General features: G+C 68.3%; 26 protein-coding genes. 4 read left to right on the top strand and 22 right to left on the bottom strand.

Translation table 11 applies throughout. The annotated features are described in order from the left end of the window. Positions 1-22 precede the first annotated feature (22 nt). From miaB to AC1DBE_RS14945, 4 genes are all read right to left on the bottom strand, one after another. Complete coding sequence (gene miaB, locus AC1DBE_RS14930; protein WP_476971023.1) at positions 23-1,564, bottom strand: tRNA (N6-isopentenyl adenosine(37)-C2)-methylthiotransferase MiaB; 1,542 nt, start codon at positions 1,562-1,564, stop codon at positions 23-25. 63 nt (positions 1,565-1,627) lie between these two features. Continuing rightward, positions 1,628-2,263 (bottom strand): regulatory protein RecX, encoded by a 636-nt coding sequence (locus AC1DBE_RS14935; RefSeq protein ID WP_476880110.1) that lies wholly within the window; start codon positions 2,261-2,263, stop codon positions 1,628-1,630. Then, complete coding sequence (gene recA / locus AC1DBE_RS14940) at positions 2,250-3,296, bottom strand: recombinase RecA (RefSeq protein ID WP_476903859.1); 1,047 nt, start codon at positions 3,294-3,296, stop codon at positions 2,250-2,252. The genes AC1DBE_RS14935 and recA overlap by 14 nt, the downstream gene beginning before the upstream one ends. 205 nt (positions 3,297-3,501) lie before the next feature. Next, a complete protein-coding gene (locus AC1DBE_RS14945) occupies positions 3,502-3,720 on the bottom strand; it encodes a DUF3046 domain-containing protein (protein WP_476879596.1) in 219 nt (72 codons plus the stop codon). A gap of 41 nt (positions 3,721-3,761) precedes the next feature. Here AC1DBE_RS14945 and AC1DBE_RS14950 point away from each other — a divergent pair, with 41 nt between their 5' ends. Further along, positions 3,762-4,280, top strand: a complete 519-nt coding sequence (locus AC1DBE_RS14950) for a MarR family winged helix-turn-helix transcriptional regulator (RefSeq protein ID WP_476879597.1) — start codon at positions 3,762-3,764, stop codon at positions 4,278-4,280. Positions 4,281-4,386: 106 nt separating this feature from the next. On the opposite strand, the gene AC1DBE_RS14955 is transcribed toward AC1DBE_RS14950, so the two are convergent. From AC1DBE_RS14955 to AC1DBE_RS14985, 7 genes are all read right to left on the bottom strand, one after another. Then, on the bottom strand, positions 4,387-4,827 hold the full coding sequence (locus AC1DBE_RS14955) for a helix-turn-helix domain-containing protein (RefSeq protein WP_476903858.1): 441 nt from the start codon (positions 4,825-4,827) through the stop codon (positions 4,387-4,389). Positions 4,828-4,965: 138 nt separating this feature from the next. Continuing rightward, a complete protein-coding gene (locus AC1DBE_RS14960) occupies positions 4,966-5,508 on the bottom strand; it encodes a CinA family protein (protein WP_476971024.1) in 543 nt (180 codons plus the stop codon). Beyond that, on the bottom strand, positions 5,505-6,143 hold the full coding sequence (pgsA, locus tag AC1DBE_RS14965) for a CDP-diacylglycerol--glycerol-3-phosphate 3-phosphatidyltransferase (RefSeq protein WP_476879600.1): 639 nt from the start codon (positions 6,141-6,143) through the stop codon (positions 5,505-5,507). Before pgsA ends, AC1DBE_RS14960 begins: the two co-directional genes overlap by 4 nt. A gap of 25 nt (positions 6,144-6,168) precedes the next feature. Continuing rightward, on the bottom strand, positions 6,169-9,084 hold the full coding sequence (locus tag AC1DBE_RS14970; protein WP_476903857.1) for an FtsK/SpoIIIE family DNA translocase: 2,916 nt from the start codon (positions 9,082-9,084) through the stop codon (positions 6,169-6,171). Between the two features lie 205 nt (positions 9,085-9,289). After that, on the bottom strand, positions 9,290-10,978 hold the full coding sequence (locus tag AC1DBE_RS14975) for a ribonuclease J (protein ID WP_476971025.1): 1,689 nt from the start codon (positions 10,976-10,978) through the stop codon (positions 9,290-9,292). A 62-nt stretch (positions 10,979-11,040) separates the two neighbouring features. Further along, the gene (gene dapA, locus AC1DBE_RS14980) at positions 11,041-11,949 is read right to left on the bottom strand and encodes a 4-hydroxy-tetrahydrodipicolinate synthase (protein ID WP_476971026.1); all 909 of its coding nucleotides are present in this window, start codon (positions 11,947-11,949) and stop codon (positions 11,041-11,043) included. Positions 11,950-12,007: 58 nt separating this feature from the next. Then, entirely contained in the window at positions 12,008-12,370 is a 363-nt protein-coding gene (locus AC1DBE_RS14985; RefSeq protein ID WP_476971027.1) for a hypothetical protein, read from the bottom strand. A 116-nt stretch (positions 12,371-12,486) separates the two neighbouring features. On the opposite strand from AC1DBE_RS14985, the gene AC1DBE_RS14990 reads away from it, so the two are divergent. Further along, the gene (locus AC1DBE_RS14990; protein WP_476971028.1) at positions 12,487-13,722 is read left to right on the top strand and encodes a heparan-alpha-glucosaminide N-acetyltransferase domain-containing protein; all 1,236 of its coding nucleotides are present in this window, start codon (positions 12,487-12,489) and stop codon (positions 13,720-13,722) included. A 56-nt stretch (positions 13,723-13,778) separates the two neighbouring features. Here AC1DBE_RS14990 and AC1DBE_RS14995 read toward each other — a convergent pair whose 3' ends face one another. The 7 genes from AC1DBE_RS14995 to AC1DBE_RS15025 form a co-directional block, all read right to left on the bottom strand. Next, the gene (locus AC1DBE_RS14995) at positions 13,779-14,249 is read right to left on the bottom strand and encodes a hypothetical protein (protein WP_476880099.1); all 471 of its coding nucleotides are present in this window, start codon (positions 14,247-14,249) and stop codon (positions 13,779-13,781) included. Continuing rightward, positions 14,249-15,007, bottom strand: a complete 759-nt coding sequence (gene dapB / locus AC1DBE_RS15000; protein WP_476971029.1) for a 4-hydroxy-tetrahydrodipicolinate reductase — start codon at positions 15,005-15,007, stop codon at positions 14,249-14,251. Before dapB ends, AC1DBE_RS14995 begins: the two co-directional genes overlap by 1 nt. A 70-nt stretch (positions 15,008-15,077) precedes the next feature. Next, complete coding sequence (locus AC1DBE_RS15005; protein WP_476880097.1) at positions 15,078-15,542, bottom strand: molybdenum cofactor biosynthesis protein MoaE; 465 nt, start codon at positions 15,540-15,542, stop codon at positions 15,078-15,080. Next, positions 15,532-16,053 carry a MogA/MoaB family molybdenum cofactor biosynthesis protein gene (locus tag AC1DBE_RS15010; RefSeq protein ID WP_476880101.1) on the bottom strand — a complete coding sequence of 174 codons (522 nt, stop codon included), beginning with the start codon at positions 16,051-16,053 and terminating at the stop codon, positions 15,532-15,534. The genes AC1DBE_RS15005 and AC1DBE_RS15010 overlap by 11 nt, the downstream gene beginning before the upstream one ends. 2 nt (positions 16,054-16,055) lie before the next feature. After that, positions 16,056-16,556, bottom strand: a complete 501-nt coding sequence (gene moaC / locus AC1DBE_RS15015; protein WP_476971030.1) for a cyclic pyranopterin monophosphate synthase MoaC — start codon at positions 16,554-16,556, stop codon at positions 16,056-16,058. Then, positions 16,544-17,761 carry a molybdopterin molybdotransferase MoeA gene (locus tag AC1DBE_RS15020; protein ID WP_476971031.1) on the bottom strand — a complete coding sequence of 406 codons (1,218 nt, stop codon included), beginning with the start codon at positions 17,759-17,761 and terminating at the stop codon, positions 16,544-16,546. Before AC1DBE_RS15020 ends, moaC begins: the two co-directional genes overlap by 13 nt. 26 nt (positions 17,762-17,787) lie before the next feature. After that, a complete protein-coding gene (locus AC1DBE_RS15025) occupies positions 17,788-19,416 on the bottom strand; it encodes a molybdopterin-dependent oxidoreductase (RefSeq protein WP_476971032.1) in 1,629 nt (542 codons plus the stop codon). A 67-nt stretch (positions 19,417-19,483) separates the two neighbouring features. Between AC1DBE_RS15025 and moaA the strand changes: the two genes are divergently transcribed. Further along, the gene (gene moaA, locus AC1DBE_RS15030) at positions 19,484-20,617 is read left to right on the top strand and encodes a GTP 3',8-cyclase MoaA (RefSeq protein WP_476971033.1); all 1,134 of its coding nucleotides are present in this window, start codon (positions 19,484-19,486) and stop codon (positions 20,615-20,617) included. A gap of 7 nt (positions 20,618-20,624) precedes the next feature. Beyond that, positions 20,625-20,891, top strand: coding sequence for a MoaD/ThiS family protein (locus AC1DBE_RS15035; RefSeq protein ID WP_476971034.1), 267 nt, complete (start codon positions 20,625-20,627; stop codon positions 20,889-20,891). 15 nt (positions 20,892-20,906) lie between these two features. Here the strand turns inward: AC1DBE_RS15035 and AC1DBE_RS15040 are convergent, their stop codons facing one another. The 4 genes from AC1DBE_RS15040 to rpsO all read right to left on the bottom strand — a co-directional run bounded on the left by AC1DBE_RS15040 (position 20,907) and on the right by rpsO (position 25,552). Next, positions 20,907-21,392 carry a DUF1579 domain-containing protein gene (locus tag AC1DBE_RS15040; protein ID WP_476879108.1) on the bottom strand — a complete coding sequence of 162 codons (486 nt, stop codon included), beginning with the start codon at positions 21,390-21,392 and terminating at the stop codon, positions 20,907-20,909. A gap of 104 nt (positions 21,393-21,496) precedes the next feature. Beyond that, positions 21,497-22,840 (bottom strand): M16 family metallopeptidase, encoded by a 1,344-nt coding sequence (locus tag AC1DBE_RS15045; RefSeq protein ID WP_476903853.1) that lies wholly within the window; start codon positions 22,838-22,840, stop codon positions 21,497-21,499. Between the two features lie 121 nt (positions 22,841-22,961). After that, complete coding sequence (locus tag AC1DBE_RS15050; protein WP_476879111.1) at positions 22,962-25,211, bottom strand: polyribonucleotide nucleotidyltransferase; 2,250 nt, start codon at positions 25,209-25,211, stop codon at positions 22,962-22,964. Positions 25,212-25,318: 107 nt separating this feature from the next. Then, complete coding sequence (gene rpsO, locus AC1DBE_RS15055; RefSeq protein WP_476971035.1) at positions 25,319-25,552, bottom strand: 30S ribosomal protein S15; 234 nt, start codon at positions 25,550-25,552, stop codon at positions 25,319-25,321. Between the last annotated feature and the right edge of the window lie 30 nt (positions 25,553-25,582).

Raw genomic sequence — 25,582 nt, forward strand, 5'->3', positions numbered from 1 at the left:
GCGGGGCGGGCGCGGCCACGGGCTAGCGGGCGCGGAGCGGGAGGGTGGGCATGCCCAGGGACACCCCCGTGGTGCCGCCGGCCGCGCCGGGTACCGGGGCGCCACACGAATCGGCCTGCGACCGGTCCCAGGCGTCGCCGGCGCGGGACCGCCGCAGGCTGTACTCGGCCGGGCCCGCGGGGTCGGCGATCAGGTGGAACGCCGCGGCTTCGGTGATGGTCACGGTCACGAGGTCCCCCGGACGGGGGGTTTCGGCACCTTCGGGGACGGAGAAGTGCACCAGCCGCTGGTCGCGGGCGCGGCCGGACAATCGGTGGGTTTCTCCGGCCTTACGGCCCTGCTGGGCGGTCACCATGACCTCGACGCGGCGGCCCAGCTGGCGGGCGTTCTCCTCGGCCGCGATCCGGTCCTGCAGCGCGGTGAGCCGTTCGAAGCGTTCCTGCACCACCGCTTTGGGCAGCTGGTCCGGCAGTTCGGCGGCCGGGGTACCCGGGCGCTTTGAGTACTGGAAGGTGAAGGCTGTGGCGAACCGGGACTTTGCCACGACGTCGAGCGTGGCCTGGAAGTCCTCCTCCGTTTCGCCCGGGAATCCGACAATCAGGTCGGTGGAGATGGCGGCGTGCGGGATCTTCTCCCGCACCTTGTCCAGGATGCCGAGGAACTTGGTGGAGCGGTACGACCGCTTCATCTCCCGGAGGACCTTGTCCGAACCCGACTGCAGTGGCATGTGCAGCTGCGGCATCACGTTCGGCGTCTCGGCCATCGCGTCGATGACGTCGTCGGTGAACGCCGCCGGGTGCGGACTGGTGAACCGCACGCGCTCAAGGCCCGGAATTTCACCGCAGGCACGCAGCAGTTTGGAAAACGCCTGCCGGTCGCCGAATTCAACGCCGTACGAGTTCACGTTCTGCCCCAACAGGGTGACCTCGATGGCGCCGTCGTCAACGAGCGCCTGGATCTCCGCGAGGATGTCGCCGGGCCGGCGGTCCTTCTCCTTGCCCCGCAGTGCCGGGACGATGCAGAACGTGCAGGTGTTGTTGCAGCCGACCGAGATGGAGACCCAGCCCGCGTAGACGGAGTCCCGTTTCGTGGGCAGGGTGGAGGGGAAGACGTCCAGTGATTCCAGGATCTCCAGCTGGGCCTCGTCGTTGTGGCGGGCCCGGTCCAGCAGGGCCGGCAGGGCTCCGACGTTGTGCGTTCCGAAGACGGCGTCCACCCACGGTGCCTTCTTCAGGATCGTTTCGCGGTCCTTTTGCGCCAGGCAGCCGCCTACGGCGATCTGCATGCCCGGATTGGCTTCCTTGACCGGGCGGAGGATGCCGAGGTTGCCGTAGAGCTTGTTGTCGGCGTTCTCCCTGACCGCGCAGGTGTTGAAGACCACGACGTCGGCCAGCTCGCCGGCGGACGGGACGTAGCCGGCGGCTTCGAGCATTCCTGACATCCGCTCGGAATCGTGCACGTTCATCTGGCAGCCGAACGTCCGGACCTGGTACGTGCGGGCCGGAGCGGCGTCATTCGGGGAAGGGGTTCCGCCGGGGGCTGGGGAGGGAATGGTCAAACTCACCTGTTAAGGGTACCGGGTTGGCGCGCTCGCGTGGCCGGAGGGCATGCCGGCAAAAGCTCAGGGCTACCCGTCCGGGTCCTGGAGCACCGCGTCGACTGCCTCGCCGACGATCCGGAACGCCTGCGACGGCTGATAGCCCTTGCGCGCGAGCATGGAGGCTAGGCGCCGGACTGTCTTGTCCCGTTCGGCGCGGTCCTCGAGGCCGCGGGCGTTCCGCAGTTTGCGGTCCACGAGCTCGCGGGCCGCCGCTTCCTCGTCCTCATCGCTGAGCTGCTCGAGGGCGACCGCTGCCGTGTCCTGGTCGATGCCTTTCTCCGCCAACTCCCGGCGCAGGGCACCTTTGGCCAGTTTCCGGCTCTGCGACCGGCTCCGCACCCACATCTCGGCGAACTCGGTGTCGTCAACGAGACGGACTTCTTCGAAGCGGTCCAGGACGGCTTCGGCTACGTCCTCGGGGATGTTGCGTTCCGCCAACTTGCGGGCCAGCTGCAGCCGGCTCTTGGCCGAGCTGGTCAGTTGCCGGAGCACAATGGCCCGGGCGACGGCGGCGGGATCGGCGTCGCGGTCCTGCTCCGGCGCGGGCGGTCCCGCCCGGCCGGAGTCTTCGCCCGCAACGACGCCGGGGCCAGGGTTCCCGGACGGGAATCCTGACCCCTTGCGGCGCCGTGCGGCCGAGGCCCGGCTGTTAGAAGCCGTCAACGGCCTTCAGCTTCGGTGACGCTTCGGGCTCCGCCTTGACGCCGACACCGAGCTTCTCCTTGATCAGTCGCTCCAGCTCGGCAGCGAGCTCGGGGTTGTCCCGCAGGAACCGGCGGGAGTTCTCCATGCCCTGTCCCAGCTGGTCGCCGTCGTAGGTGAACCAGGATCCGGACTTCTTGATCAGGCCGTGCTCGACACCCATGTCAATGATGCCGCCCTCACGGGAGATGCCCTGGCCGTAGATGATGTCGAACTCAGCGATCTTGAAGGGCGGAGCCATCTTGTTCTTGACGATCTTGGCCTTGGTCCGGTTACCCACGGAATCGGCGCCCTCCTTGAGGGTCTGGATCCGGCGGACGTCGATGCGGACGGAGGCGTAGAACTTCAGGGCCTTACCACCGGTGGTGGTTTCCGGCGAGCCGAAGAAGACGCCGATCTTCTCGCGCAGCTGGTTGATGAAGATGGCGGTGGTCTTGGTCTGGCTCAACCGGCCGGTGATCTTTCGCAGGGCCTGGCTCATCAGGCGGGCCTGCAGGCCGACGTGGCTGTCGCCCATGTCGCCTTCGATTTCGGCGCGCGGCACCAGGGCGGCGACTGAGTCGATGACAACAATGTCCAGCGACCCGGAGCCGACCAGCATGTCCATGATTTCCAGGGCCTGCTCACCGGTGTCCGGCTGCGAGACGAGCAGGGCGTCGGTGTCGACGCCCAGCTTGGCGGCGTATTCGGGGTCCAGGGCGTGCTCGGCGTCGATGAACGCCGCGATCCCGCCCAGGCGCTGGGCATTAGCGACTGCGTGCAGGGCCACGGTGGTCTTACCGGAGGATTCCGGCCCGTAGATCTCCACAACGCGGCCGCGGGGCAGCCCGCCAATTCCGAGGGCCACGTCGAGCGCGATGGAGCCGGTGGGGATGACCTCGATGGGGGCACGGGTCTCGTCGCCCAGCCGCATGATCGATCCCTTGCCGAACTGCTTGTCAATCTGGGCCAGCGCTGCTTCGAGCGCCTTCTCACGATCCGGGGCTGCCGCCATGGTTCACACCTCTAATGCTTTCTCGCTTTGGAGTGGCCGCTACGGCCTTTGCTTTGTCATCACAGACGCTACTGGCAGCCTCTGACAAAAGTGCCGCCGTCGTTGCGTATGTGGAAAACGCTCTGAAAAAAGCATAGCGCCGTCCGAACAGATATTCGAACAATCGGGCGGCGTGTCAGCGCCCGTTCGGCGCGCGCCGGGTCGCTCAGCGGGGCTTGACGTCACGGCCGAGCCGCCGCTCCGCCGGCACATCCTGGACATCGCACAGGGCCAGCCAGACCTGCTTGGGCGGCACGCCGGCGCGGAGGGCCTCGTCAGCGGTCCGTCCGCCGACGCCGGAGAGCACCAGGGAGCCGCTAAGGACGCGGGAGTACCCGGCTCCGAACTCGTCATCCATAAGCCGCCAGAAGTCGCTGATTCGCATCGGTAAAGTCTCTCACGGGCCCGGACCCTAGAATGGTTGCTATGAGCAACGCACGCGGCGCCACCCCCGATCAGGCGCCAGTTTCCGGGACCGGCGCCACTTCCGAGGAGGCACTGGCCGACGTCGAACGCCAGTTAAGCCTGCTGTGGCGGCGCGCCCGGTCCATGTCGCAGCAGCTCTCCCGCCAGGTCCACCCGGAGATGGAGCCGGCCGCCTACGGTCTGCTGTCCGTCCTGCGGACCAAGGGGCCCATCCGCCTGACCGAGCTGGCATCCTGCATCGGCGTCGGGAAGCCGTCGGTCAGCCGGCAGGTAGCGTTCCTGGAGGGCCTCGGACTTGTCTCGAAGGCGGCGGATCCGCTCGACGGCCGTGCCCAGGCCATCAGCCTGACGGCGCGCGGCGAAGAGAAGATGCACCTGGTCCAGGATGCGCGCCGCGAGGTCTTCCGCGAGCGGCTAGCGGAATGGCCGGCGCACGAGCTCGAGGCCTTCGCCGGCTACATGGCCAAGCTCAACGCCACGTATGAGCGTGACGGTTTCCCCCGCGACGACAGTTTCTGACCGGAGCACCTGCCACGACGTGGCCCGCCGCACACTCCGGACACTCACGACACAAAAAAGGTCCCCGGCACACCGCCGGGGACCTTCTTAGTAGTTGCAGTGGGGGCTAGCGTGCCCCGGAGAGCAGGCCCGTGGCCAGCTCGTCGTTCAGCTCCCGGTCGAGGTCACGACCATAGCGCTGGGCAAATTCCTGCGGCACGGTGTCCGGGACTGCGACGCCCTCGGCCACGGCCACACGGTCACTGACCTCGCGGAGCATGGTGGAGAGGGGAACGTCGAGGGCCGAGCAGATCGAGGAAAGCAGCTCCGAGGAGGCTTCCTTTTGGCCACGTTCCACTTCACTCAGGTAGCCCAGGGAAACACGGGCGCTGTGCGAGACTTCGCGGAGGGTACGGCCTTGGCGTTGGCGGACGTCGCGCAGCACATCACCGATTTCGTGACGAAGTACAACCATCTTGCGCTCCTTCTGTTCGCTCTTTGCCTGATCGGCGAGGCCCACATCCTTCCAGCGGACAACGCCGTTTACGGATACGGGCTGCTTTACCATCTGTATCGCCTTGCTCCCTCGTAAGTCTGGTTCGCTGCTGAAGGCGAACCGTCTGATGATTTCATCCTAGGCGCCACCCTTCTTCAGGGGCGACACAATGTAACAACTATTCGGAATCAACATTTGTTCCCGGCAACTTTACCCGCGGTAGCTTGTGGGCGACAGGGCCTCGAGCAGCCTTTCGAGGGCGGCGCCGCAGGCCAGGGCCCGGATCTCCTGGCGGCTTCCCTCGAAGTGGTAGGCGAACGACGTCGCGTTCGCCGCCGTGGCGAGGCCGATGAAGACCGTTCCCACGTCCTTGCCGTCGTGCGGGTCGGGGCCGGCCACCCCGGTTGTGGACACGCCGACATCGGCGCCGCAGGCCGTCCGCGCGCCGGCCGCCATCGCGGCGGCCACCTCGCCGTCCACCGAACCGGCGGTGGCGAGCAGCCCGGCGGGGACGCCGAGGACGGCGGACTTGACCGAGTTTGCGTAGGCAACCACTCCGCCCTGCAGCATGGCGGAGGCTCCCGGGGTGTCGGCCAGCACGGCGGCGACCATACCGGCGGTGAGGGACTCGGCCGTGGCCACGGTGAGCCCGCCGTCGATGGCGCGGCCGACGGCCTCTCCGGCCAGGCGGTGCAGGTTGGGGTGCAGGCCGAGGTGGGGGGTGGACTCCTGGGCTGGCTGCGGGGCGCTCACGGGGTCCCCTTCCGGACCTGCTGCTGCCGGGCCTTGATGCCGCTGGCCCGCAGTTTGAGGGCCTCCACCACATACTCGGCCCCGGTCCAGACGGTGATTGCCACGGCCGCCATCATGACCGCGAAGGCCACGAACCCCAGCCAGGGGGCAATTGAGGCCAGCGGCATGACGTACAGGAAGATTGCGACGGTCTGGATGACGGTCTTGAGTTTGCCGCCGCGGGAGGCCGGGATCACGCCGTAACGGATGACAAAGAAGCGCAGGGCCGTGACGCCCCACTCCCGGACCAGGATCACCGCCGTCACCCACCAGGGCAGTTCGGCGAGCAGGGACAGCATCACCAGCGCCGAGCCGATCAGGAGTTTGTCCGCGATCGGGTCCGCGATCTTCCCGAAGTCGGTGATGAGGCCGCGGCTGCGGGCGATGTCGCCGTCGAGCTTGTCCGTATAGATCGCCACCGCGAAGACGACGACGGCGGCCCAGCGCCACACGCCGCTTTGCGCGTGCAGGCCGGGCGCGTCGGCCAGCAGGAACCAGACGAAGAAGGGCACCAGCGCGATCCGCAGCATCGTCAGGATGTTGGGCAGGTTCCAGATCCGCGGGGCGGACCCGGCGTTGGTTTCGGCGCTAGTCACCTTCCTAGGCTACCGTCTCCACCGGTTACCGTCCGGTGAGCGACCAGGCGTCCTCGGAACCCTCGTCGTCGTCTCCGGGCCCGTCGGCGCCGTCGTAGTAGTCGACGCTTTGGGTCCGGTTGTCCAGGTCCGCGGCCACCAGGTCCTCGGCGTAACCGCCCTGGGCGATGTTGGCGTTGGCGTTCTCGCTCAGCGCGGCGGTCTGCGAATCGCCGGCGGCCGGGCCGTCCTGGCCCTTCATGGCGGCCAGGACCGCGGCGAGGTCGTCCGGCTTGACCAGGACGTCGCGGGCCTTGGAGCCTTCCGAGGGGCCAACGACTCCCCTGGACTCCAGCAGGTCCATCAGGCGGCCGGCCTTGGCGAAGCCGACGCGCAGCTTGCGCTGCAGCATCGACGTCGAGCCGAACTGTGTGGTGACCACGAGCTCGGTGGCCTGCAGGAGGACCTCGAGGTCGTCCCCGATGTCGTCGTCGATCTGCTTCTTCTGCGCCTCGGGGGCGACGTCGTCGCGGTACACAGCTTTGAGCTGGCCCTTGACGTGCTCAACCACCTTGTGGATCTCGGATTCGGTGACCCAGGCGCCCTGGACGCGCATCGCCTTGGAGGCGCCCATGGGCAGGAACAGCGCGTCGCCCTGGCCGATGAGTTTCTCGGCGCCGGGCTGGTCCAGGACCACGCGGGAGTCGGTGACGGAGGAGGTCGCAAACGCCATGCGGGACGGGACGTTCGCCTTGATCAGGCCGGTGACCACGTCCACCGAGGGCCGCTGGGTGGCCAGGACCAGGTGGATGCCGGCGGCGCGGGCCAGCTGGGTGATGCGGACGATCGAGTCTTCGACATCGCGCGGCGCCACCATCATAAGGTCGGCGAGCTCGTCGACGATCACCAGCAGGTACGGGTACGGGCGGATGACGCGCTTGGAGTCGACCGGCGGGTGGACCTTGCCGGCCCGGACCGCCTTGTTGAAGTCGTCGATGTGCTTGAAACCGTAGTTGGCGAGGTCGTCGTAGCGGGCGTCCATCTCGCGGACCACCCATTGCAGCGCCTCGGCGGCCTTCTTCGGGTTCGTGATGATCGGGGTGATCAGGTGCGGCACGCCCTCGTAGGCGGTCAACTCGACGCGCTTGGGGTCCACCATGACCATCCGGACCTCGTCCGGGGTGGCGCGCATCAGGATCGAGGTGATCATCGAGTTCACGAAGGAGGACTTTCCGGCACCAGTGGCGCCGGCCACCAGCAGGTGCGGCATCTTCGCGAGGTTGGCCACCACGTAGCCGCCCTCGACGTCCTTGCCGACGCCCATCACCATGGGGTGGTCCGTGCGGCGGGCGTTCTGGCTGCGCAGCACGTCGCCCAGCGAGACCGTCTCGCGGTCGGTGTTGGGGATTTCGATGCCGATGGCTGACTTCCCGGGGATCGGGCTCAGGATCCGGACATCGGAGCTCGCCACGGCGTAGGAGATGTTCTTGGACAGTGCGGTAACCCGCTCCACCTTCGTGCCCGGGGACAGCTCGATCTCGTAGCGCGTCACGGTGGGACCGCGGCTGAAGCCGGTGACCTGGGCGTCCACGTTGAACTGCGTCAGCGTCTCGGTCAGGGAGGCAACGATCGCGTCGTTGGCCTCGGTGCGCTCCTTGGGGATGGACCCGGGGGTGAGCATGTCCGACGCCGGCAGGGTGTAGGTGACGTCGCCGGCCAGTGAGAGCTGTTCGGTTCGCTGCGGGATCGGGGTGGGCAGCGGGGCGGGGGCGACGGGGTTGGCGGGGACTTTGGGGGCCGCGCCGGCGGTCACGGACCCTGCGGCGATCATGCCGGGCGTGATCTGCGGGATGGCTTCGGTGGCGCCCTCCCCTGCCGCGCCGGCTGCCGTCCCGAGGCCCTGTGCGGCCTTGATCTTTTCGACGGCGATCTCGGCCTGGGTGGGGCGCCGCACACCGGGGGCCACGGCCTTGGCGGCCTTGCCGCCCTTGGGTGCGTTGGCGTCTGCGGCCTCGTCGTCGTCGACGACGGCGTGCTCGAACGCCTCGTCTCCGACGTAGCCTTCCAGCCGCGGGTCGGCGTCGTCGTCCTTGCCGAACATACGCTTGCGCTTTTTCTTCGGCGCGGGAGCGTCGTTTTCATACAGGTAGCTGCGGTCGTGGCTGTCCTGGTCCTCGTAGTCCTGCAGGTCGATACCCATCAGGTGCTCGTAGGCGCCACGGAGCCGGGACGGGATGGCCCCGAAGGGTGTGGCGGTGACGATCAGGAGCGAGGTGAACGCCAGGAGGCTGTAGAGGGCGACCGGGACGGCGGCGTGGATGGTGGCCAGCGGCGCTGCGGCCAGGTAGCCCAGCATGCCGCCGGCGTGGCGGAGCCCGTCGAAACCGTCGGCGACGGTGGGCTGGCCGCCGATGATGTGGGCCAGGCCGCAGCCGGCGAAGGTCATGATGAGGAAGCCGATGCCGATGCGGTTGTTGCCGCGGCCGTCCACGGGCTCGCGGAAGAGGCGGAAGGCGCACACGAAGAGCATCAGCGGCAGCAGCAGGGTCATCCAGCCGAAGGTGCCGTTGACGATGTTGAAGACCATGTCCGGCAACCAGCCCTGGAAACCCCACCAGGCGAACGTGGCAATGAAGACGCCGAGTGCGAGGTTGAACAGGGCCGCGCCGTCGCGGCGATCGGCCGGGTCGAGGTCGGAGACGTCGTGGCCGATCCGGCGGATCCCGGCGCCGACCACGTGGCCGATTCCCAGCCACGCGCCCGCGACAACCCGGACCAGCCAGGGCTGCCGGGGTTCGACGGCGGCCAGCTGGCGGGTGCGCGCCGTGCCTTGCGAGCGGCCGGTTTTGGACGCGGCTGCGCCAGTGGTCCGGCCCGAGGAGCTGCCCGCTTTGCTCCTGGAAGTGCCGGTTGAACTGCCGCTTGAGTTGCCTCTAGGCGCGGAGGAGGTGCGTGTCGCCATACCCGCAACGGTACCGGACACTGGGTCGAAACCCGCGGATTTCCGGGGCGGGCGGGATCATGTTGGACTGCGGGGCTGCCGTCCCGGGAGCCGGGCGGCTACGGAAACGGCCTCCCCCGCCGGGACCGCGGAAAGCGGTGCCGGCCGGGAAGGCCGTCTCGGTGACGCTGGTGCCGGGCCGCCGGGGCGGAGCCGACGGTGCGGGCTAAGCCTCGAGGACCACCGGGATGATCATGGGCTTGCGGCGGAGTTTACGGTTCACCCAGGTGCCGATCACGCGGCGGACGACCTGCTGCAGCTGCTGCGTGGTGTGGTCGCGGTTCTGGACGGCCTCTTCGAGGGCGGCGTTGATCTTGGGAATGATTTCGTCGAAGACGGAGTCGTCTTCGGCAACGCCGCGGGCGTGGATTTCCGGCCCGGAGACCACCTTGCCGGTTGCGCGGTGGATGACCGTGACGATCGAGATGAAGCCTTCGTCGCCGAGGGTCTGGCGGTCCTTGAGGTCCGCTTCGGTGACCTCGCCGACGCTGGAGCCGTCAACGTAGACGAAGCCGACCTCGACCTGGCCGACAATGTCTGCCTGGTGGTCGCGGAGGTCGATCACGGTGCCGTTGTCGGCCAGCAGGATGCTTTCCTCCGGGACGCCGGACTCGAGGGCGATCTTGCCGTTGGCGATCAGGTGCCGCGTCTCACCGTGGACGGGCATCGCGTTGAGCGGCTCGAGGATGTTGTAGCAGTACAGCAGCTCTCCCGCAGCGGCGTGGCCGGAGACGTGCACCTTGGCGTTGCCCTTGTGGATGACGTCGGCACCGAGCTTGAGCAGGCCGTTGATGATCCGGAAGACGGCGTTCTCGTTGCCCGGGATGAGGCTGGAGGCGAGGATGACGGTGTCGCCCTGGCCGACGACGACGCGGTGGTCGCCGTTGGCCATGCGGGACAGTGCGGCCATCGGCTCGCCCTGGGACCCGGTGGACATCAGCACGACGCGGTTGTCCGGCAGGTTGTCGATGTTCTTGATGTCAACCAGGATGCCGGCGGGCACCTCGAGGTAGCCGAGCTTCGCGGCGATGGCCATGTTGCGGACCATGGACCGGCCCACGAAAGCGACCTTGCGGTTGTGGTTCGCGGCGGCGTCCAGCACCTGCTGGACGCGGTGCACGTGCGAGGAGAACGAGGCCACGATGATGCGCTTGGACGCCTGGCCGAAGAGCCGGTCCAGGGTGGGACCGATTTCCTTCTCGGCCGTGGTGAAGCCGGGCACGTCCGCGTTCGTGGAGTCGGACATAAAGAGGTCAACGCCCTCTTCGCCGAGCTTGGCGAAGTGGCGGAGGTCGGTGATCCGGCCATCGAGCGGCAGCTGGTCCATCTTGAAGTCACCGGTGTGCAGCACGGTGCCGCCGGAGGTGCGCAGGAACACGGCCAGGGCGTCCGGGATCGAGTGGTTGACGGCCACGAATTCGCAGTCGAAGGGGCCGAACTTCTTGGTCTGGCCCTCGCTCACGATCATGGTGGCCGGCTTGATCCGGTGTTCCTGGAGCTTGGCCTCGATCAGCGCCAGTGTCAGCTGCGAGCCGACGAGGGGGATGTCGTTGCGCAGGCGCAGCAGGTACGGGACGGCGCCGATGTGGTCCTCGTGGCCGTGGGTGAGGACCACGGCGACGATGTCGTCGAGGCGGTTCTCGATGTAGGAGAAATCAGGCAGGATCAGGTCGACGCCGGGCTGGGTCTCCTCGGGGAAGAGGACGCCGCAGTCAACGATCAGCAGCTTGCCGTCGATTTCGAAGACGGTCATGTTGCGGCCGATTTCCCCGAGTCCGCCGAGCGGCACGATCCGCAGGGTGTTCTTGGGCAGTTTCGGCGGCGTGACAAGGCCGGGGAGGGCAGTTTGGGTCATAGTGCACTACTTTCCAGGCGGGGCAGGAGGTGTCCGTTCCTGATCAGGCATTGGCTGCCGGATCAGGAGTAGACGAGTCCTGCTTCCGCCAAGTCCTCGCGGATCGTTTCGATCTCGGCTTCGCCCGGCTCCACGAGGGGCAAACGGACAACCGAGTTGGGCAGGACTCCCTGCCACTTAAGAACTTGCTTCGCAGCAACAGCACCCTGGATGTGGGTCATCACTGCACGGACCACAGGGTCCAGTTCGAAATGTATGGTGCGGGCGGTGGCAAAATCGCCTGCAAGTGCGGCATCGATCATCGCACGGTACTGCTTGGTGGCCACGTGTGCCGACACGCTGACCAGCCCGACGGCGCCGGCCGCCATCCAGGGCAGGGTCAGTCCGTCGTCGCCGGAGTAGACGTCCAGCTCTGTGTTCGCCATCACGCGGGTGACCGCCGCGAAGTCTGCCTTGGCGTCCTTGAGGGCGACGATGCGGGGGTGGTCGGCGAGCCGGATCATGGTTTCCGGCAGGATGGGCACACCGGCGCGGCCGGGGATGTCGTAGACCATCACGGGAAGGTCGGCGGCGTCGGTCACGGCTTCGATGTGGGCCTGGATCCCGGCCTGGCTGGGCTTGTTGTAGTACGGCGTGACGATCAGCTGGCCGTGGGCGCCGGCTTTGGCGGCCCGCTTGGCCATCTCGATCGAGTGTGAGGTGTGGTTAGTGCCGGTGCCGGCGATAACCTTGGCGCGGTCCCCCACGGCCTCGACGATGACGCGGAACAGCTTTTCCTTTTCGTCGTCTTCCAGCGTGGAGGTCTCCCCGGTGGTGCCGGAAATGACGAGGGCGTCATTGCCGTCGTCGACGAGCTTGGCGGCCAGCTCTGCGGACTGCTGATAGTCGACCTCACCGGCGGTCGTGAACGGAGTGACCATGGCGGTCACAAGGGTTCCGAACGTGTAAGAGCGAATGTCAGAGTCAGCCATAGGAAAAACGTTACCTTGTCCGCGGCGTGTTAGGACAATGGCGACGAAGTGATGCGCGTCAAATGTGGCCCTCCCCAGTGGCGCCACTTGGCGCCGCAGGATGCGCCGGCGGAACAGCGCAGTAACGGCCCACGGCCTCCTCGCGCAGCCCTTCAGCCCAGGCGGACAGCCGCTGGGCGGCACGGACGTAGTGGAACAGCTCGGTCGGGGCGAGTGCTTCGATGTCCGTTTCGGCCAGCCGGCGGGCAAGCTCCGCGCCAGGCATCTGGTCAGCGAGGGAAGTCCCCTCCCGGTGCCATTGGATGTCCTCGGAAGCCTCACCCGCGACCAGGCGGCGGAAGAGGAAGTCCACCACTCCGGGGCTCAGTGCCTTGAGGACGCCTGTGGCGTTGATCGGAGCTGGCTCTGGTGCGTTGTTCATGATGCACATAGTATTCGAACATATATTCGAATACAAGGACTGGTTCTGCAGTATTGCCGGCCCGGCACCGCCCGGGGCGGAGCACCCGCGCGGGCCGGTCATGAGACGATCGTGGGATGAGCTCGCGCGGTACGGCAATCACTTCACGGACCGCTAAGACCAAGGCAGCCGCTCCCCGGCTGAGGGGCATTGACGCAGCCCGCGGCCTGGCCCTGCTGGGCATGATGGCAACCCACGTGCTCCCCACCTTCGGGGCCGACGCCCAGCTCACTCCCACGTGGGTTGGCCTGGTGTTCTCCGGACGCGCCGCGGCGCTTTTCGCGGTGCTTGCGGGCATCGGACTGGCACTCTCCACGGGCAAGGAACGTCTCCTGGAAGGGGCCGCGCTGTGGGGCGCGCGGCGGGGCATCGCACTCCGCGCGCTGGTGATAGGCGCCGTCGGACTTTGCCTCGGTGGCCTCGAGGTGAACATCGCCGTCATCCTGGTCCACTACGCCGTGCTGTTCCTTTGCGTCCTGCCGTTCCTCGGGCTGAATCCGAAGCGGCTTTGGCTGCTGGCCGCGGCCTGGCTGCTGGCGGCCCCGGTACTGGCCTATCTCCTGCGGCCGTGGCTGCTGGCCGCCGAGCCGCCCCTCCACCTGGGCCACAACCCCGGCTGGGAGGATCTGGCTACCCCGGGCCGGGTGCTCGGCGATGTGTTCCTGACCGGCTACTACCCGGTACTGCAGTGGCTGGCCTACCTGATCATTGGCCTGGCGATCGGCCGGATGGCACTGTCCACCGCGGCCGTTCAGCTGTTGCTGGTGGCCGGCGGGACCATCACCGCGGTCCTGGCGAAGTGGTTCAGTGTTGTGCTGATGGAGGACTGGGGCGGCCGGGCGGCGCTCCAGGAACACGTAGGTGATCCCGCCTATCCGCTGGCGAGTCTGTTGCAGGTGAACCTCGCGGGTATCGACCAGTCAGGTTCGGCGTGGTGGCTGGCCTCCAGCGCCCCGCATTCGGGAACCACACTTGACCTGCTGCATACCGCGGGGGTGGGCGCCGCCGTCGTCGGTCTCTGCCTGTTGCTGGGCCGCCTCGCGGACTGGGTGCAGCTGGATCTGTTGCTCCCGTTGCGCGGGGCCGGCGCCCTGACGCTGAGCCTCTACACGGCGCATGTGTGCCTGATGGCCTCGCTGCATGGCCGCCCGCTGCCGGCCGGCTGGAGCGTGGAGGGCCTGTTTTGGGCGCAGGCGCTCGCGGCCCTGGTCATCGGCACGATCTTCGCCAGGCTGTCCTGGCGGGGGCCGTTGGAATGGGCCGGCCATGCCGCGAACCTCCTGGGACGCGGCCGGCGGGCCGGCCTGCGCTAGAGGGCGGCACTAAAAGGCTTCGCTAGGAGGACGTCCGGGCTCCGGCAGAGGCGCCGTTAGCCGGCCCGAAACAGGCGGACAGCGTCGCGCATGGAAGCACGGGCGCGCTTCCGGTCGCCGGCGGCGTCGTACGCGCAGCTGAGCCGGAACCAGGAGCGCCAGTCCCCCGGGGCCGCTTCTGCTTCCGCACGGTATTTCTCGAATTCCAGATCCGCCGCCTCCCGGACGATCCTGCCGCCGGGCGTGCGCGGGAGGGTGTCCTCGGGCAGGCCGCCTTCCGCTTCCAGGACCTTGGCCATCCGCTCGGTCCGGGCCCCGAAGAGCAGTTCCCGCACCAGGGCCCACGCCCCGACGATCGGCAGCAGCAGGTACGCGAGGCCGAGGGCTTTGGCGACCAGGTTCTGGTCGGTCAGCAGCAGCACGGACCGCTGCAGGGACACCACCAGGTAGAAGACGAGCAGGAGCGTGACTGCGCCCACCCAGATTTTGGTGCGGTTGGCTTTGAAGGCACCCAGGACGCCGGCCATCAGAGGCCCAGGTCCAGGTAGCCGTCCAGGCCTACCGTCAGGCCGGGGTGGGCGGCAACGTTCCTGACCCCGAGCAGCACGCCAGGCATAAAGGAGGCGCGGTCGAAGGAGTCGTGGCGGAAGGTCAGCTGCTCCCCCGGGCCGCCGAGCAGGACCTCCTGGTGTGCAACGAGGCCGCGCAGCCGCACGCTGTGGACTCGGACGCCGTCGACCTCGCAGCCCCGGGCGCCGGGGCGCTCGCTGGTGGTGGCGTCGGGGCTGGCCGGGGTGCCGGCGGCGGCCCGCTCCGCGGCGACCAGCTGGGCGGTGCGGACGGCGGTGCCCGAGGGGGCGTCCACCTTGTCCGGGTGGTGCAGCTCGATGATCTCGACCGATTCGAAGTAGCGGGACGCTTTCGCGGCGAAGGCCGAGGCGAGCACCGAACCGAGGGCGAAGTTCGGGGCGATGAGGACGCCGACGCCAGGCTGGCCGGCGAGGAGGGACTCGAGCCGGGCCAGCCGGTCTGCGTCCCAGCCGGTGGTGCCGACGACGGCGTGCATACCGTGTTCGACGGCGAACCGGACGTTCGCCTCGGTGCTTTCGGGAACGGTCAGGTCCACCACAACGCGGGCGCCGGAGTCCACCAGCGCGTCGAGGGAGTCGCTGCGGCCCAGTGCGGCAACGAGGGTGAGGTCTTCGGCGGCTTGCACGGCTTTAACAGCCTCGGCGCCCATCCGTCCGTTGGCGCCCAGGACGGCGACGGCGAGTTGTTCGGTCATGGCTTCAACCCTACCGCCGGGGGCGGTCCCGGCTGGAACCGGCGGCCGAGCGTTACCCGCTGCGGAGGGCTTATCCGCCCGCGCCGACCCACTCAACGGTGCCGTCGGCGAAGAACTGTTCCTTCCAGATGGGGACCTGGTCCTTGATCCGGTCCACCAGTTCGGCGCACACCGCGAAGGCCTGCCCCCGGTGCGCGGCGGAGACGGCACAGACCAGGGCGGGGTCGCCGATTTCCAGCATCCCGGTCCGGTGCGCGGCCCAGATCCGCACCGGCTGGGCGGGGCTGTCCGATCCGGCGGAGTGTTCGGCGACGAGCTGCGCGACGACGTCGGCCATCACCTGGTGCGCCGTGGGATGGGCGCTGTAGCTGAGCCGGTGCACCGGCTTGCCGCCGTCGTGGTTGCGGACAACGCCGCTGAAACTCACCACGGCGCCTGCCGTGTCCGATTCCACCGCAAGGATCGCCTGGTCCACGGAGATGGGTTCGGCGCTGAGGACGGCATGCACGATTTCGAAGGACGGTTCAGTGCCCATGGGTGCCCTCCAGCTGGTCGCAGAGGTGTCCGATGATGGGGTCCAGCACACCCAGGCCGTCCATCACGCCCTTCGGCGAGCCGGGGAGGTTGACGATGAACGTGGTCCCGGCCGTTCCGGCGTGGCCGCGGCTGAGCATGGCCGTCGGGGTTTTGGCCGTGCCGGCGCTGCGGAGCCCCTCCATGATGCCGGGGATCTCGCGGTCCAGCAGCGGGAGGGTCTGTTCGGGCGTGGCGTCGGTGGGGCTCAGGCCGGTACCGCCGCTGGTGATGATGACGGCCGGGTGCTGGGTCAGCAGGGCGCGGAGGGCCGCGCCCACCGGCTCGCCGTCGGGTACCACCATGGCGGGAAATGACTCGAAGCCGTGTTCGGCCAGCCAGTCGGCGATCACCGGGCCGGTGAGGTCCTCGTAGACCCCCGCCGCTGCCCGGGTGGAGGCGATCACAATCCCGGCCCTGCGGCCGGTCGCCTCGCCGTGGCGGTGCGGTTCGGGGTGGTTCGTTCCGGTCAGGCTCACAGTGTCCAGTCCCCGCTCTTGCCGCCGCTCTTGGCCAGCACTTTGATGTCCGTCAGGACCGCGTGCTTGTCCACGGCCTTGATCATGTCGTACACACTGAGGGCGGCCACGGTAACGGCCGTGAGCGCTTCCATTTCCACCCCGGTCACGCCCCGGGTCTTGACGGTGGCGAAAATCGTCACCGAGCCGGCGCCGAGTTCGAAGTCGACGGTGACTTTGGTCAGCGGCAGCGGGTGGCACAGCGGAATGAGGTCCGGCGTCTTCTTGGCGGCCATGATGCCGGCGACCCGGGCCACGGCGAGTGCGTCCCCCTTCGGCAGTTCCCCGGCGCCGAGCAGCTCCAGGACCTCCGGGGTACTGTTCACCGTGGCGGTGGCGGTGGCCTCCCGCGTGGTCTCGGCCTTGTTGGACACATCGACCATCTGGGCGGTGCCGTCCTGCCGCAGGTGGGTCAGCCCGGGCTTGCCGGGGGTATTGGTTTCGTTCACAGCACCCATACTTCCACCTCGTCGCCCGCCTCGAGCGCCGCGGTGCCCACGGGGACCTGGATGAAGGCGTTGGAGTTCGCCAGCGCGTGGACCAGATGTGATCCCGGTCCGCCCTCCGGCCGCACCGTCCCGTCGGGGCCGAGCACTGCGCGCCGGACCTGGTGTTTGGTTTCCGGGGATTCCAGGGCCTCGGAGAGCCTGGCCCGGATCACGGTGCGGGGCGACGGGGCGCCGAAGAGCTCGGCGAGTACGGGCCGGAGGAACATTTCAAAGGAGACCAGGCAGCTGACGGGGTTCCCGGGGAAACCAAGGACCGGCACCCCTTCGAAGCTGCCGATGCCCTGCGGCCCGCCCGGCTGCATGGCGACGGCGCCGAATTCGACGTCGTGGCCTGCCAGTGCCTGCCGGACCACCTCGTAGGCGCCCTTGCTGACGCCGCCGGTGGTGATGATGAGGTCGACGTCGGGGGCGTGCCGGCGCAGCAGCCCGGCCAGTTCCGCGGGGTCGTCCGTGGAGATGCCCGACCGCGTCACGGACAGGCCGGCCTGCCGGAGCGCGGATTCGAGCAGGGTGCCGTTGGCGTCGTAGATCTTTCCGGGCTGCAGCGGGGTGCCGGGTTCCAGTACTTCGTCCCCGGTGGTGACGAGCAGGACCCGGGCCGCGGCGTGCACCGGCACCCGGGTGATGCCCAGGGCCGCCAGGAGCCCGAGTTGTCCCGGGCCGAGGTAGGTCCCGGCCGCCAGTGCCGGCGCCCCGGCGGCGATGTCGCTGCCGGCGTCGCGGACGAAGGTGCCCGGCGGGGTGGCGGGGAGGCGGACCGTGGCGGCCTCCCCCGGCGCAGGGAAGACGTCCGGAAGGGCCTGTTCAATGGGAACGACGGCGTCCGCGCCAGGCGGGATCATGGCCCCGGTCATGATGGGCGCGGCCGTCCCCGGGGTCAGGGGCGCGGGCTCGGCACCGGCCGGTACGGGTGCGGCGACGTGCAGTTCCGCACCGCCGGCCGGCACGTCGGCACTGCGGATGGCGAAGCCGTCCATTTGCGAGTTGGGGAACGGCGGGAGGTCCAGCGGGGCCTCAATCTCGGCGGCCAGTCCGCGGCCCAGGGCGTCGCCCAGCGGCACGGTCTCGATGCGGTCAGCAAGGGGAGCCAGGAGGGAGCGGACCTTGTCCCGGTGCGCTTCCACGGTGACGGGCCTGTTCGCGGTGCGGTGCATGCGGTGGTGACCTTCGGCTCGGCGGACTAGGACTTCACGTCCACTGTAACGGTGTGGTAGCCGGTGGCACCGCTGGGCGCCGCCGGAGCCCGGTCCTCCACCTGCGGGACGCCCGTGAGATCGGTCGCCCGGACCTGCACCTCGTACTGGCCCGGGCCCAGGGGCACGGAGATCCTCCACTGGCACCACGTGTCCGTAGAGATGGCGCGGGCCAGGTCCGCCTGTTTCCAGTCGCCGCGGTTGATCCGGACCTCCACTTTGCCGACGCCGCGGTGCTGCGCCCAGGCGACGCCGCCCAGGTCCACCGTTCCGGCCTGCACGCTGCGGCCGGAACGGGGCACGTCGATCCGTGACGAGGTCTTGATCGGGCCGTGTTCACTCCAGCCCCGGGGCGTCCAATAAGCGACGTCGTCCGCGAACCGGGTCACTTTCAGTTCGGTGACCCACTTGGTTGCCGAGACGTAGCCGTACAGCCCGGGGACGATCAGCCGGACCGGGAAGCCGTGCTCGAGCGGCAGCGGCTCCCCGTTCATTCCCACGGCCAGGAGGGCGTCACGGGTGTCGGTGAGAACTTCCAGCGGCGTTCCGGCGGTCCAGCCGTCCGCGCTGCGGGAAAGCACCATGTCCGCCCCCGGTTTGGGTCCGGCCTGGGCCAGCAGTTCGCGGACCGGCCAGCCGAGCCAGCGCGCGTTGCCGATGAGGTCACCTCCCACCTCGTTGGAAACGCACGCAATGGTGACGTACCGCTCGGTCAGCGGCTTGGCCAGCAGCGCGGCGAAATCCAGCTCGACCTCGCGCTCCACCATTCCAGTCACTTTGAGCGTCCATTGGGCCGGGTCCACGAGGGGAACCCGGAGGGCCGTGTCGATCCGGTAAAAGTCCGCGTTCGGGGTCACTAAGGGGCTTACGCCAGCGAGTCCGGCTTCGGCGCCGGCGGGGATCGCTGCCGCCCGCGACGCCGGGATTGGCAGGACCAGTTTGCCGCGCACCTCGGTGACGGCGGCTGCCGCCCCGCGCAGAGTGGACGCCAGCACTCCGCCGATCGCGGCGACCAGGGTCGTCCCTGCCAGGGACTGCAGGAACCGGCGGCGCGCGGGGCCGTCCGCCGTATCCCGGGGCTGCGGAGGCTGCGGCTGCTGCTGTTCCGCCGGTGCCGACGCGCCGTGCCAGGTCTTCAGTAAGCGGACCAGCCAGCGCAGCAGGATGATGCCGAGCACCGCGCCAAGCAGCGGTACAGGAATCGCGTTGGGCGTTACCCCGGCCCGGGTCAGCACGGCGGCCAGGCCAACGACGCCGAACACGGCAATCACGGCCAGCCCGGCAAAGCGGCGGCGCCACTCGAGCATCCCGGCCAAGGCGGCCAGTACCGCGATCAGCACCACCATCGACGTCAGCAGGGCCAGCTTGTCCGAAGTCCCGAATAAGGAGATAGCCCAGTCCTTGACGCCCGGCGGCACGGCGTCGATCACGGCTCCGCCCACCGCTGTCACCGGCGACACCGAGGGACTCACCAGCCCGGCGGCCAGTTCACCCACGACCACGCCCGCGCCGACCGCCGCCACTCCCGCCGCGGCGGCCCACCACAACGGGCGCCCGCCTGCGGGCCGCAGCCGTCCCCGGGGCGGTGCTGCCGGGACAACCCTGGAGGTGTTCACCCTTCCAGCATAAGTTCGCTGGCAACAGGGGCGTGATGGCCGGCCCGCGGTGGCGTAGCCTGACAGTATGAGTGTTCAGCTTGGCATGCCCCAGCCCCGGGCGGAAAGCGGCCCCGACACCGGCGCCGCGCCGCTTCCAGCCGGGCGCCCTGCCGGGCTGCCGGCCGGCCTGATGGACCGTTACGGCCGCCGCGCCACCGACATGCGGCTCTCGCTGACGGACAAATGCAACCTGCGCTGCACCTACTGCATGCCGGCCGAAGGCCTCGAATGGCTGGCCAAGCAGGCGGTTATGACCGCTGACGAGGTAGTGCGGATTGTCCGGATCGGAGTGGACCTGCTGGGCGTCCGGGAACTCCGGCTCACCGGCGGCGAACCCCTGGTCCGGGCCGACCTCCTGGATATCATTTCCGCGCTGCGCCAGGCCCACCCGGACCTGCCGATCTCCATGACCACCAACGCCGTGGGACTGGACAAGAAGGCCGCGGGCCTAAAAGCCGCCGGCCTGACCCGGATCAACGTCTCGCTGGACTCCTTGCACGAGGAAACCTTCACCAAACTGACCCGGCGTCCCTTCCTGGACCGCGTCCTCGCCGGCGTCGACGCCGCCTGGGCGGCCGGCCTCGGACCCGTCAAGCTCAATGCGGTGCTGATGCGCGGCATCAACGACGCCGAATCGCCCACCCTGCTGGCGTGGGCCCTGGACCGCGGCTACGAACTGCGCTTCATCGAACAGATGCCATTGGACGCCGACCACGGCTGGACGCGCCGGAACATGATCACGGCAGCGGAAATCCGTGACCTGCTCTCGGTGGACTACGTGCTGGGCGCGGACCCGAGGGAGCGCGACGGCGCCCCCGCTGAACGCTTTGAGGTCCGCGCCAGGGTACCCGGAACGGATCAGGCCACCGGACCCGTGCTGGGCACGGTGGGCATCATTGCCTCCGTCACCGAACCGTTCTGCGCGGACTGCCGCCGCACCCGGATCACCGCGGAGGGCAAGATCATGAGCTGCCTGTTTTCGCGCGAGGAAATTGACCTGCTGGGGCTGCTCCGCGAGGGCGCCAGCGACGACCAACTCGCCGAGCGGTGGCAGGACGCCATGTGGATCAAGCCCAAGGCCCACGGCATGGACCACGTCGGGCTGGACGCCCCGGATTTCGTCCAGCCGGACCGCAGCATGAGCGCTATCGGAGGCTGAACCACCCGTGAACGTACGTTACTTCGCTGCCGCGCGCGCCGCCGCCGGGATCGACGAGGAAAAGTTTGACCTGCCCGACGGCACCACGCTGACCGGCCTTGTGGAGGCGATCGTCGCCGTCGAACGTCCCGAACCGCCCGCCGGCACTCCGCCGCTGGCCCGCATCCTGTCCCGGTCCAGCTTCCTGCTCAACGAGGTGGCCGTCCGCAACCCTGCGGCCACGCTGGGACCGGACGACGTCGTCGACGTGCTCCCGCCGTTCGCCGGCGGCTAGCCGAACCCGGGCAGCCTAGGCCGGAACGGCCGCGGGCTCGGGAACGCGGCGGCACACGGTGGTCATAAACGGGCTGAAATCGCTCGCGTGGCCCAGCCGCAGCCCGGCGGCGTGGGTCAGCTCCCCGTCGTCGACCCTCAAGGTATGCCGTGCGGTGCCGCGGTCACTGCGCCGTTCAATGGTCAGGGTGCCGTCCTGCCAACTAGCCCGGGCCGGCGCTTCGGGCGGCAGGCCCATACTGTTCACGTGGTACCAGAGTGTGTCCGGGTGGTCGGGGTCCATGGTGAAGACACCGACACCCTCGGTCCTGGCGCCGTCGGCATCGGTATGGCGGTAGCTCATGGTGACGGCGAGACCGGCGGCGGCGCGGGCAAAAACGACGTCGGCCGCGGCCGTGCGGGCCGGACCCCACGCGGTGGCCTCCCACTGGGTGGTGCCACTCCACTGGCCGAGGAAGCCCTCAAGCGCCTCGTGTGCACTGCCTGGCAGCGGCCGGTCCATGCGTCCTCCGATGGGGTTCCTCCCGTGCGGTCCCGCCACCATCATCACGCCGGGCCGCCCGGCTGTAAAGGAGGGGTAGCCCGGTGGAAGCTCCGGGGACCAGCTCAGAGGCCGAAGGTCTCGGTTTCCTCGAACGGGCCCACCACAGTGACGGTCCGCGGTGCGGCGGCGAGTTCACGGGCGAGCTCCTGGACGTCGGCCACGGTGACGGCCTTGATCTGGCGCAGGGTCTCGTCGATGTCCTGGTACTCGCCGGAGACCAACTCGGCCCGGCCCAGCCGGGACATCCGCGACCCGGTGTCCTCCAGGGCCAGGACGATGCCGCCGCTCAGTTGTCCGACGGCCTTGCGCAGTTCCTCCTCGGAGATCCCGCCCTCGGCCAGCTTGTCCAGCTCCGCGCCGAGGAGTTCCAGGACCTGCCGGACCTTCGACGGGGTGCAGCCGGCGTACATGCCAAAGTAGCCGGCGTCGGCGTAGGAGGACGCGAAGGAGTACGTCGAATACACCAGGCCGCGCTTTTCCCGGACCTCCTGGAAGAGCCGCGACGACATTCCCCCGCCCAGCACGGCGTTCAGCACGCTCATCACGTAACGGCGGTCGTCGGTAGCGACGATCGTGGGGCAGCCCATGATGATGTTTGCCTGCTCCACGGGACGCTTGACCACGTGCAGGCCGGCCGTGCCGGTAATCGCTGCCCGTTCGGTGGACCGGCGCTGGACGGGGGCGGCGTCGTGCTCGAGCTGCCAGCCGGCCGAATGCAGGGCGTCGACGACGAGCCCGCAGACGACGTCGTGATCCAGTCCCCCGGCGGCAGTGATAACGAGCTCATCCGGACGGTAGTAGCGGCGGTAGTGGTCCCAGACCGAGTCGCGGGCCACGGCGCGGATGGCGTCCGGGGTGCCGCCGATCGGACGGCCGAGCGGGTGCGTGCCGAGAACGGCTGCGACGAAGTGTTCGTGGGCGACGTCGGTAGGGTCATCGCTGTCCATGGCGATTTCCTCGAGGATGACGTCGCGTTCCTGCTCCATTTCCTGCGGGTCCAGGACGGCGCCGGTGATCATGTCGGCGATGACGTCGATCGCCATGGGGAGGTCCGTGTCCAGGACCCGGGCGAAGTAGCAGGTGCTTTCCTTCGCGGTGGCGGCATTGGATTCCCCGCCCACCTCGTCGAAGGCGGAGGCGATTTCCAGCGCGGTGCGCCGTTTGGTGCCCTTGAAGAGCAGGTGTTCCAGGAAGTGGGTGGACCCGTGCTGCCCCGGTGCTTCGTCCCGCGATCCGACGCCGACCCAGAACCCGATGGTCGCCGAGCGCTGGCCCGGCATCGCTTCGGTCAGCACGCGGACGCCGCCGGGGAGCACCGAGCGGCGCACCTGCGAGCCGCCGTCGGCTCCGTGGATGAGGGTGTCGGCGTGCTGGTTCTGCTCAAGCGGCAGGGGTACGACAGTCATTAAGGCCTTTCAAGAAACCGTCAGGGGAAACGTGCCAAATCTGCCTGCAATCCTACCTGCCTTTAACGGCAGCGGGGCCGGTGGACGAATCCACCGGCCCCGCTGCGCGAGTCAGGAAAGACTACTCTGCGGCCTCCACGGAAACCTCAGCGTTGTCAGCGTCGGCGGACCCTGCCTCATCGGCCACGACGGGCGAGAGGGAGAGCTTTCCGCGGTCATCGATCTTGGTGATTTCCACCTGGATCTTCTGGCCCACGGAAACAACGTCCTCGACGTTGTCCACGCGCTTGCCGCCGGCGATCTTGCGCAGTTCGGAGATGTGCAGCAGACCGTCCTTGCCCGGGGTCAGGGAAACGAAGGCGCCGAAGGTGGTGGTCTTGACGACCGTACCCAGGTAGCGCTCACCGATTTCCGGGACCTGCGGGTTGGCGATGGCGTTGATCGCGGACCGTGCTGCGTCGGCAGACGGGCCGTTGGTGGCGCCAATGTAGACAGTTCCGTCGTCCTCGATCGAGATGTCGGCTCCGGTGTCTTCCTGGATCTGGTTGATCATCTTGCCCTTCGGGCCGATGACCTCGCCGATCTTGTCTACCGGGATCTTGACCGCGATGACGCGCGGTGCGAACTCGGAGAGCTCGTCCGGGGTGTCGATCGCGGAGTTCAGGACGTCCAGGATGTGCAGGCGTGCTTCGCGGGCCTGCTTCAGGGCGGCGGCCAGGACCGAGGCGGGGATGCCGTCAAGCTTGGTGTCCAGCTGGATGGCCGTGACGAACTCGGAGGTACCGGCGACCTTGAAGTCCATGTCGCCGAAGGCATCTTCGGCGCCGAGGATGTCGGTCAGTGCGGCGTAGCGGGTCTGGCCGTCAACCTGGTCGGAGACCAGGCCCATGGCGATACCGGCAACCGGCGCCTTCAGCGGCACGCCTGCGTTGAGCAGGGACAGCGTGGAGGCGCAGACGGAACCCATCGACGTCGAACCGTTGGAGCTGAGAGCCTCAGACACCTGGCGGATGGCGTAGGGGAATTCCTCGCGGGTGGGCAGCACCGGCATGATGGCGCGCTCTGCCAGGGCGCCGTGGCCGATTTCGCGGCGCTTCGGAGAACCGACGCGGCCGGTCTCGCCGGTGGAGTACGGCGGGAAGTTGTAGTTGTGCATGTAGCGCTTGCGCGTTACCGGCGACAGCGAGTCGATCTGCTGTTCCATCTTGAGCATGTTCAGCGTGGTGACACCCATGATCTGGGTCTCGCCGCGTTCGAAGATGGCCGAGCCGTGCACGCGGGGCAGAACCTCAACCTCGGCGGTGAGCTGGCGGATGTCCGTCAGGCCGCGGCCGTCGATCCGGATCTGGTCCTTGAGGATGCGCTGGCGCACAACCTGCTTGGTGACGGAGCGGAAAGCTGCTGACAGCTCCTTCTCGCGGCCTTCGAACTGGCCGGCCAGGGAAGAGGTGACCTCGTCCTTGAGCTCGTCCGAGGCGGTGTCGCGCTCCTGCTTGTCGGCGATCTGGAAGACAGCAGCCAGCTTGTCGGCGGCAGCGGATTCCACAGCGGCGTAGACGTCGTCCTGGTAGTCCAGGAAGACCGGGAACTCGACGGTCGGCTTGGCGGCGCGGGCTGCGAGGTCGGACTGGGCTTCGCACAGGGCCTTGATGAACGGCTTGGCGGCCTCGAGGCCCTCGGAAACAACTTCTTCGGTCGGGGCGGTGGCGCCCTGTTCCTTAATGAGGTTCCAGGAGTTGTCAGTGGCTTCGGCTTCAACCATCATGATGGCAACGTCGTCACCTGCAACGCGGCCGGCGACGACCATGTTGAAGACGGCGTTCTCCAGCTGCGAGTGCTTCGGGAACGCAACCCACTGGGTGCCGTGCTCGTCGGCAACGAGGGCAACGCGGACGCCGCCGATCGGGCCGGAGAAGGGCAGGCCGGAGAGCTGGGTGGACATCGAGGAAGCGTTGATCGCGACGACGTCGTAGAGCTCATCCGGGTTGATGGAGAGCACGGTGACGACGATCTGGACCTCGTTGCGCAGGCCCTTGACGAACGCGGGGCGCAGCGGGCGGTCCATGAGGCGGCAGGCCAGGATGGCTTCGGTCGAGGGGCGGCCTTCGCGGCGGAAGAACGAACCCGGGATACGGCCCGCGGCGTACATACGCTCTTCGACGTCGACGGTCAGCGGGAAGAAGTCGAAACCTTCGCGCGGGTGCTTGCCGGCGGTGGTTGCGGACAGCAGCGCGGTCTCTTCATCGATGTAGACCATGGCTGCGCCGGCTGCCTGCTTGGCAAGACGGCCGGTTTCAAAGCGGATAACCCGCTTGCCGAAGCGGCCATTGTCAATGACGGCTTCTGAGAACTGGATTTCGGGACCCTCCAAGAGAGTCACCTCCGTTTCTTGGTTAACGGAGCCCATCCGCATCAACCCAGGCCAGCATCTGTCGACTGGCCTGCACTGCACCCGGTCATCGATCGAGACCCACGGGCCTAGCGGTTGATGTCAGTGTTCTTGAGGTAGGTGAGCATGCGCTTGCGACGACCAACCATGGCCAGCAGACCGCGCTGGGTGTGGTAATCGTGCTTGTGCTCCTTCATGTGCTCAGTCAGATCCTTGATCCGCTGGGTCAGGACTGCAACCTGGACCTCCGGCGAACCGGTGTCGCCCTCGGACGTTGCGAAATCCTTCATGATGGACTGCTTTACAGCGGCTTCAAGTGCCACGTTAACTCCTAGAGATGTGCCGTGAGGCCC

The organism is Arthrobacter sp. 10T416 (assembly GCF_056394165.1).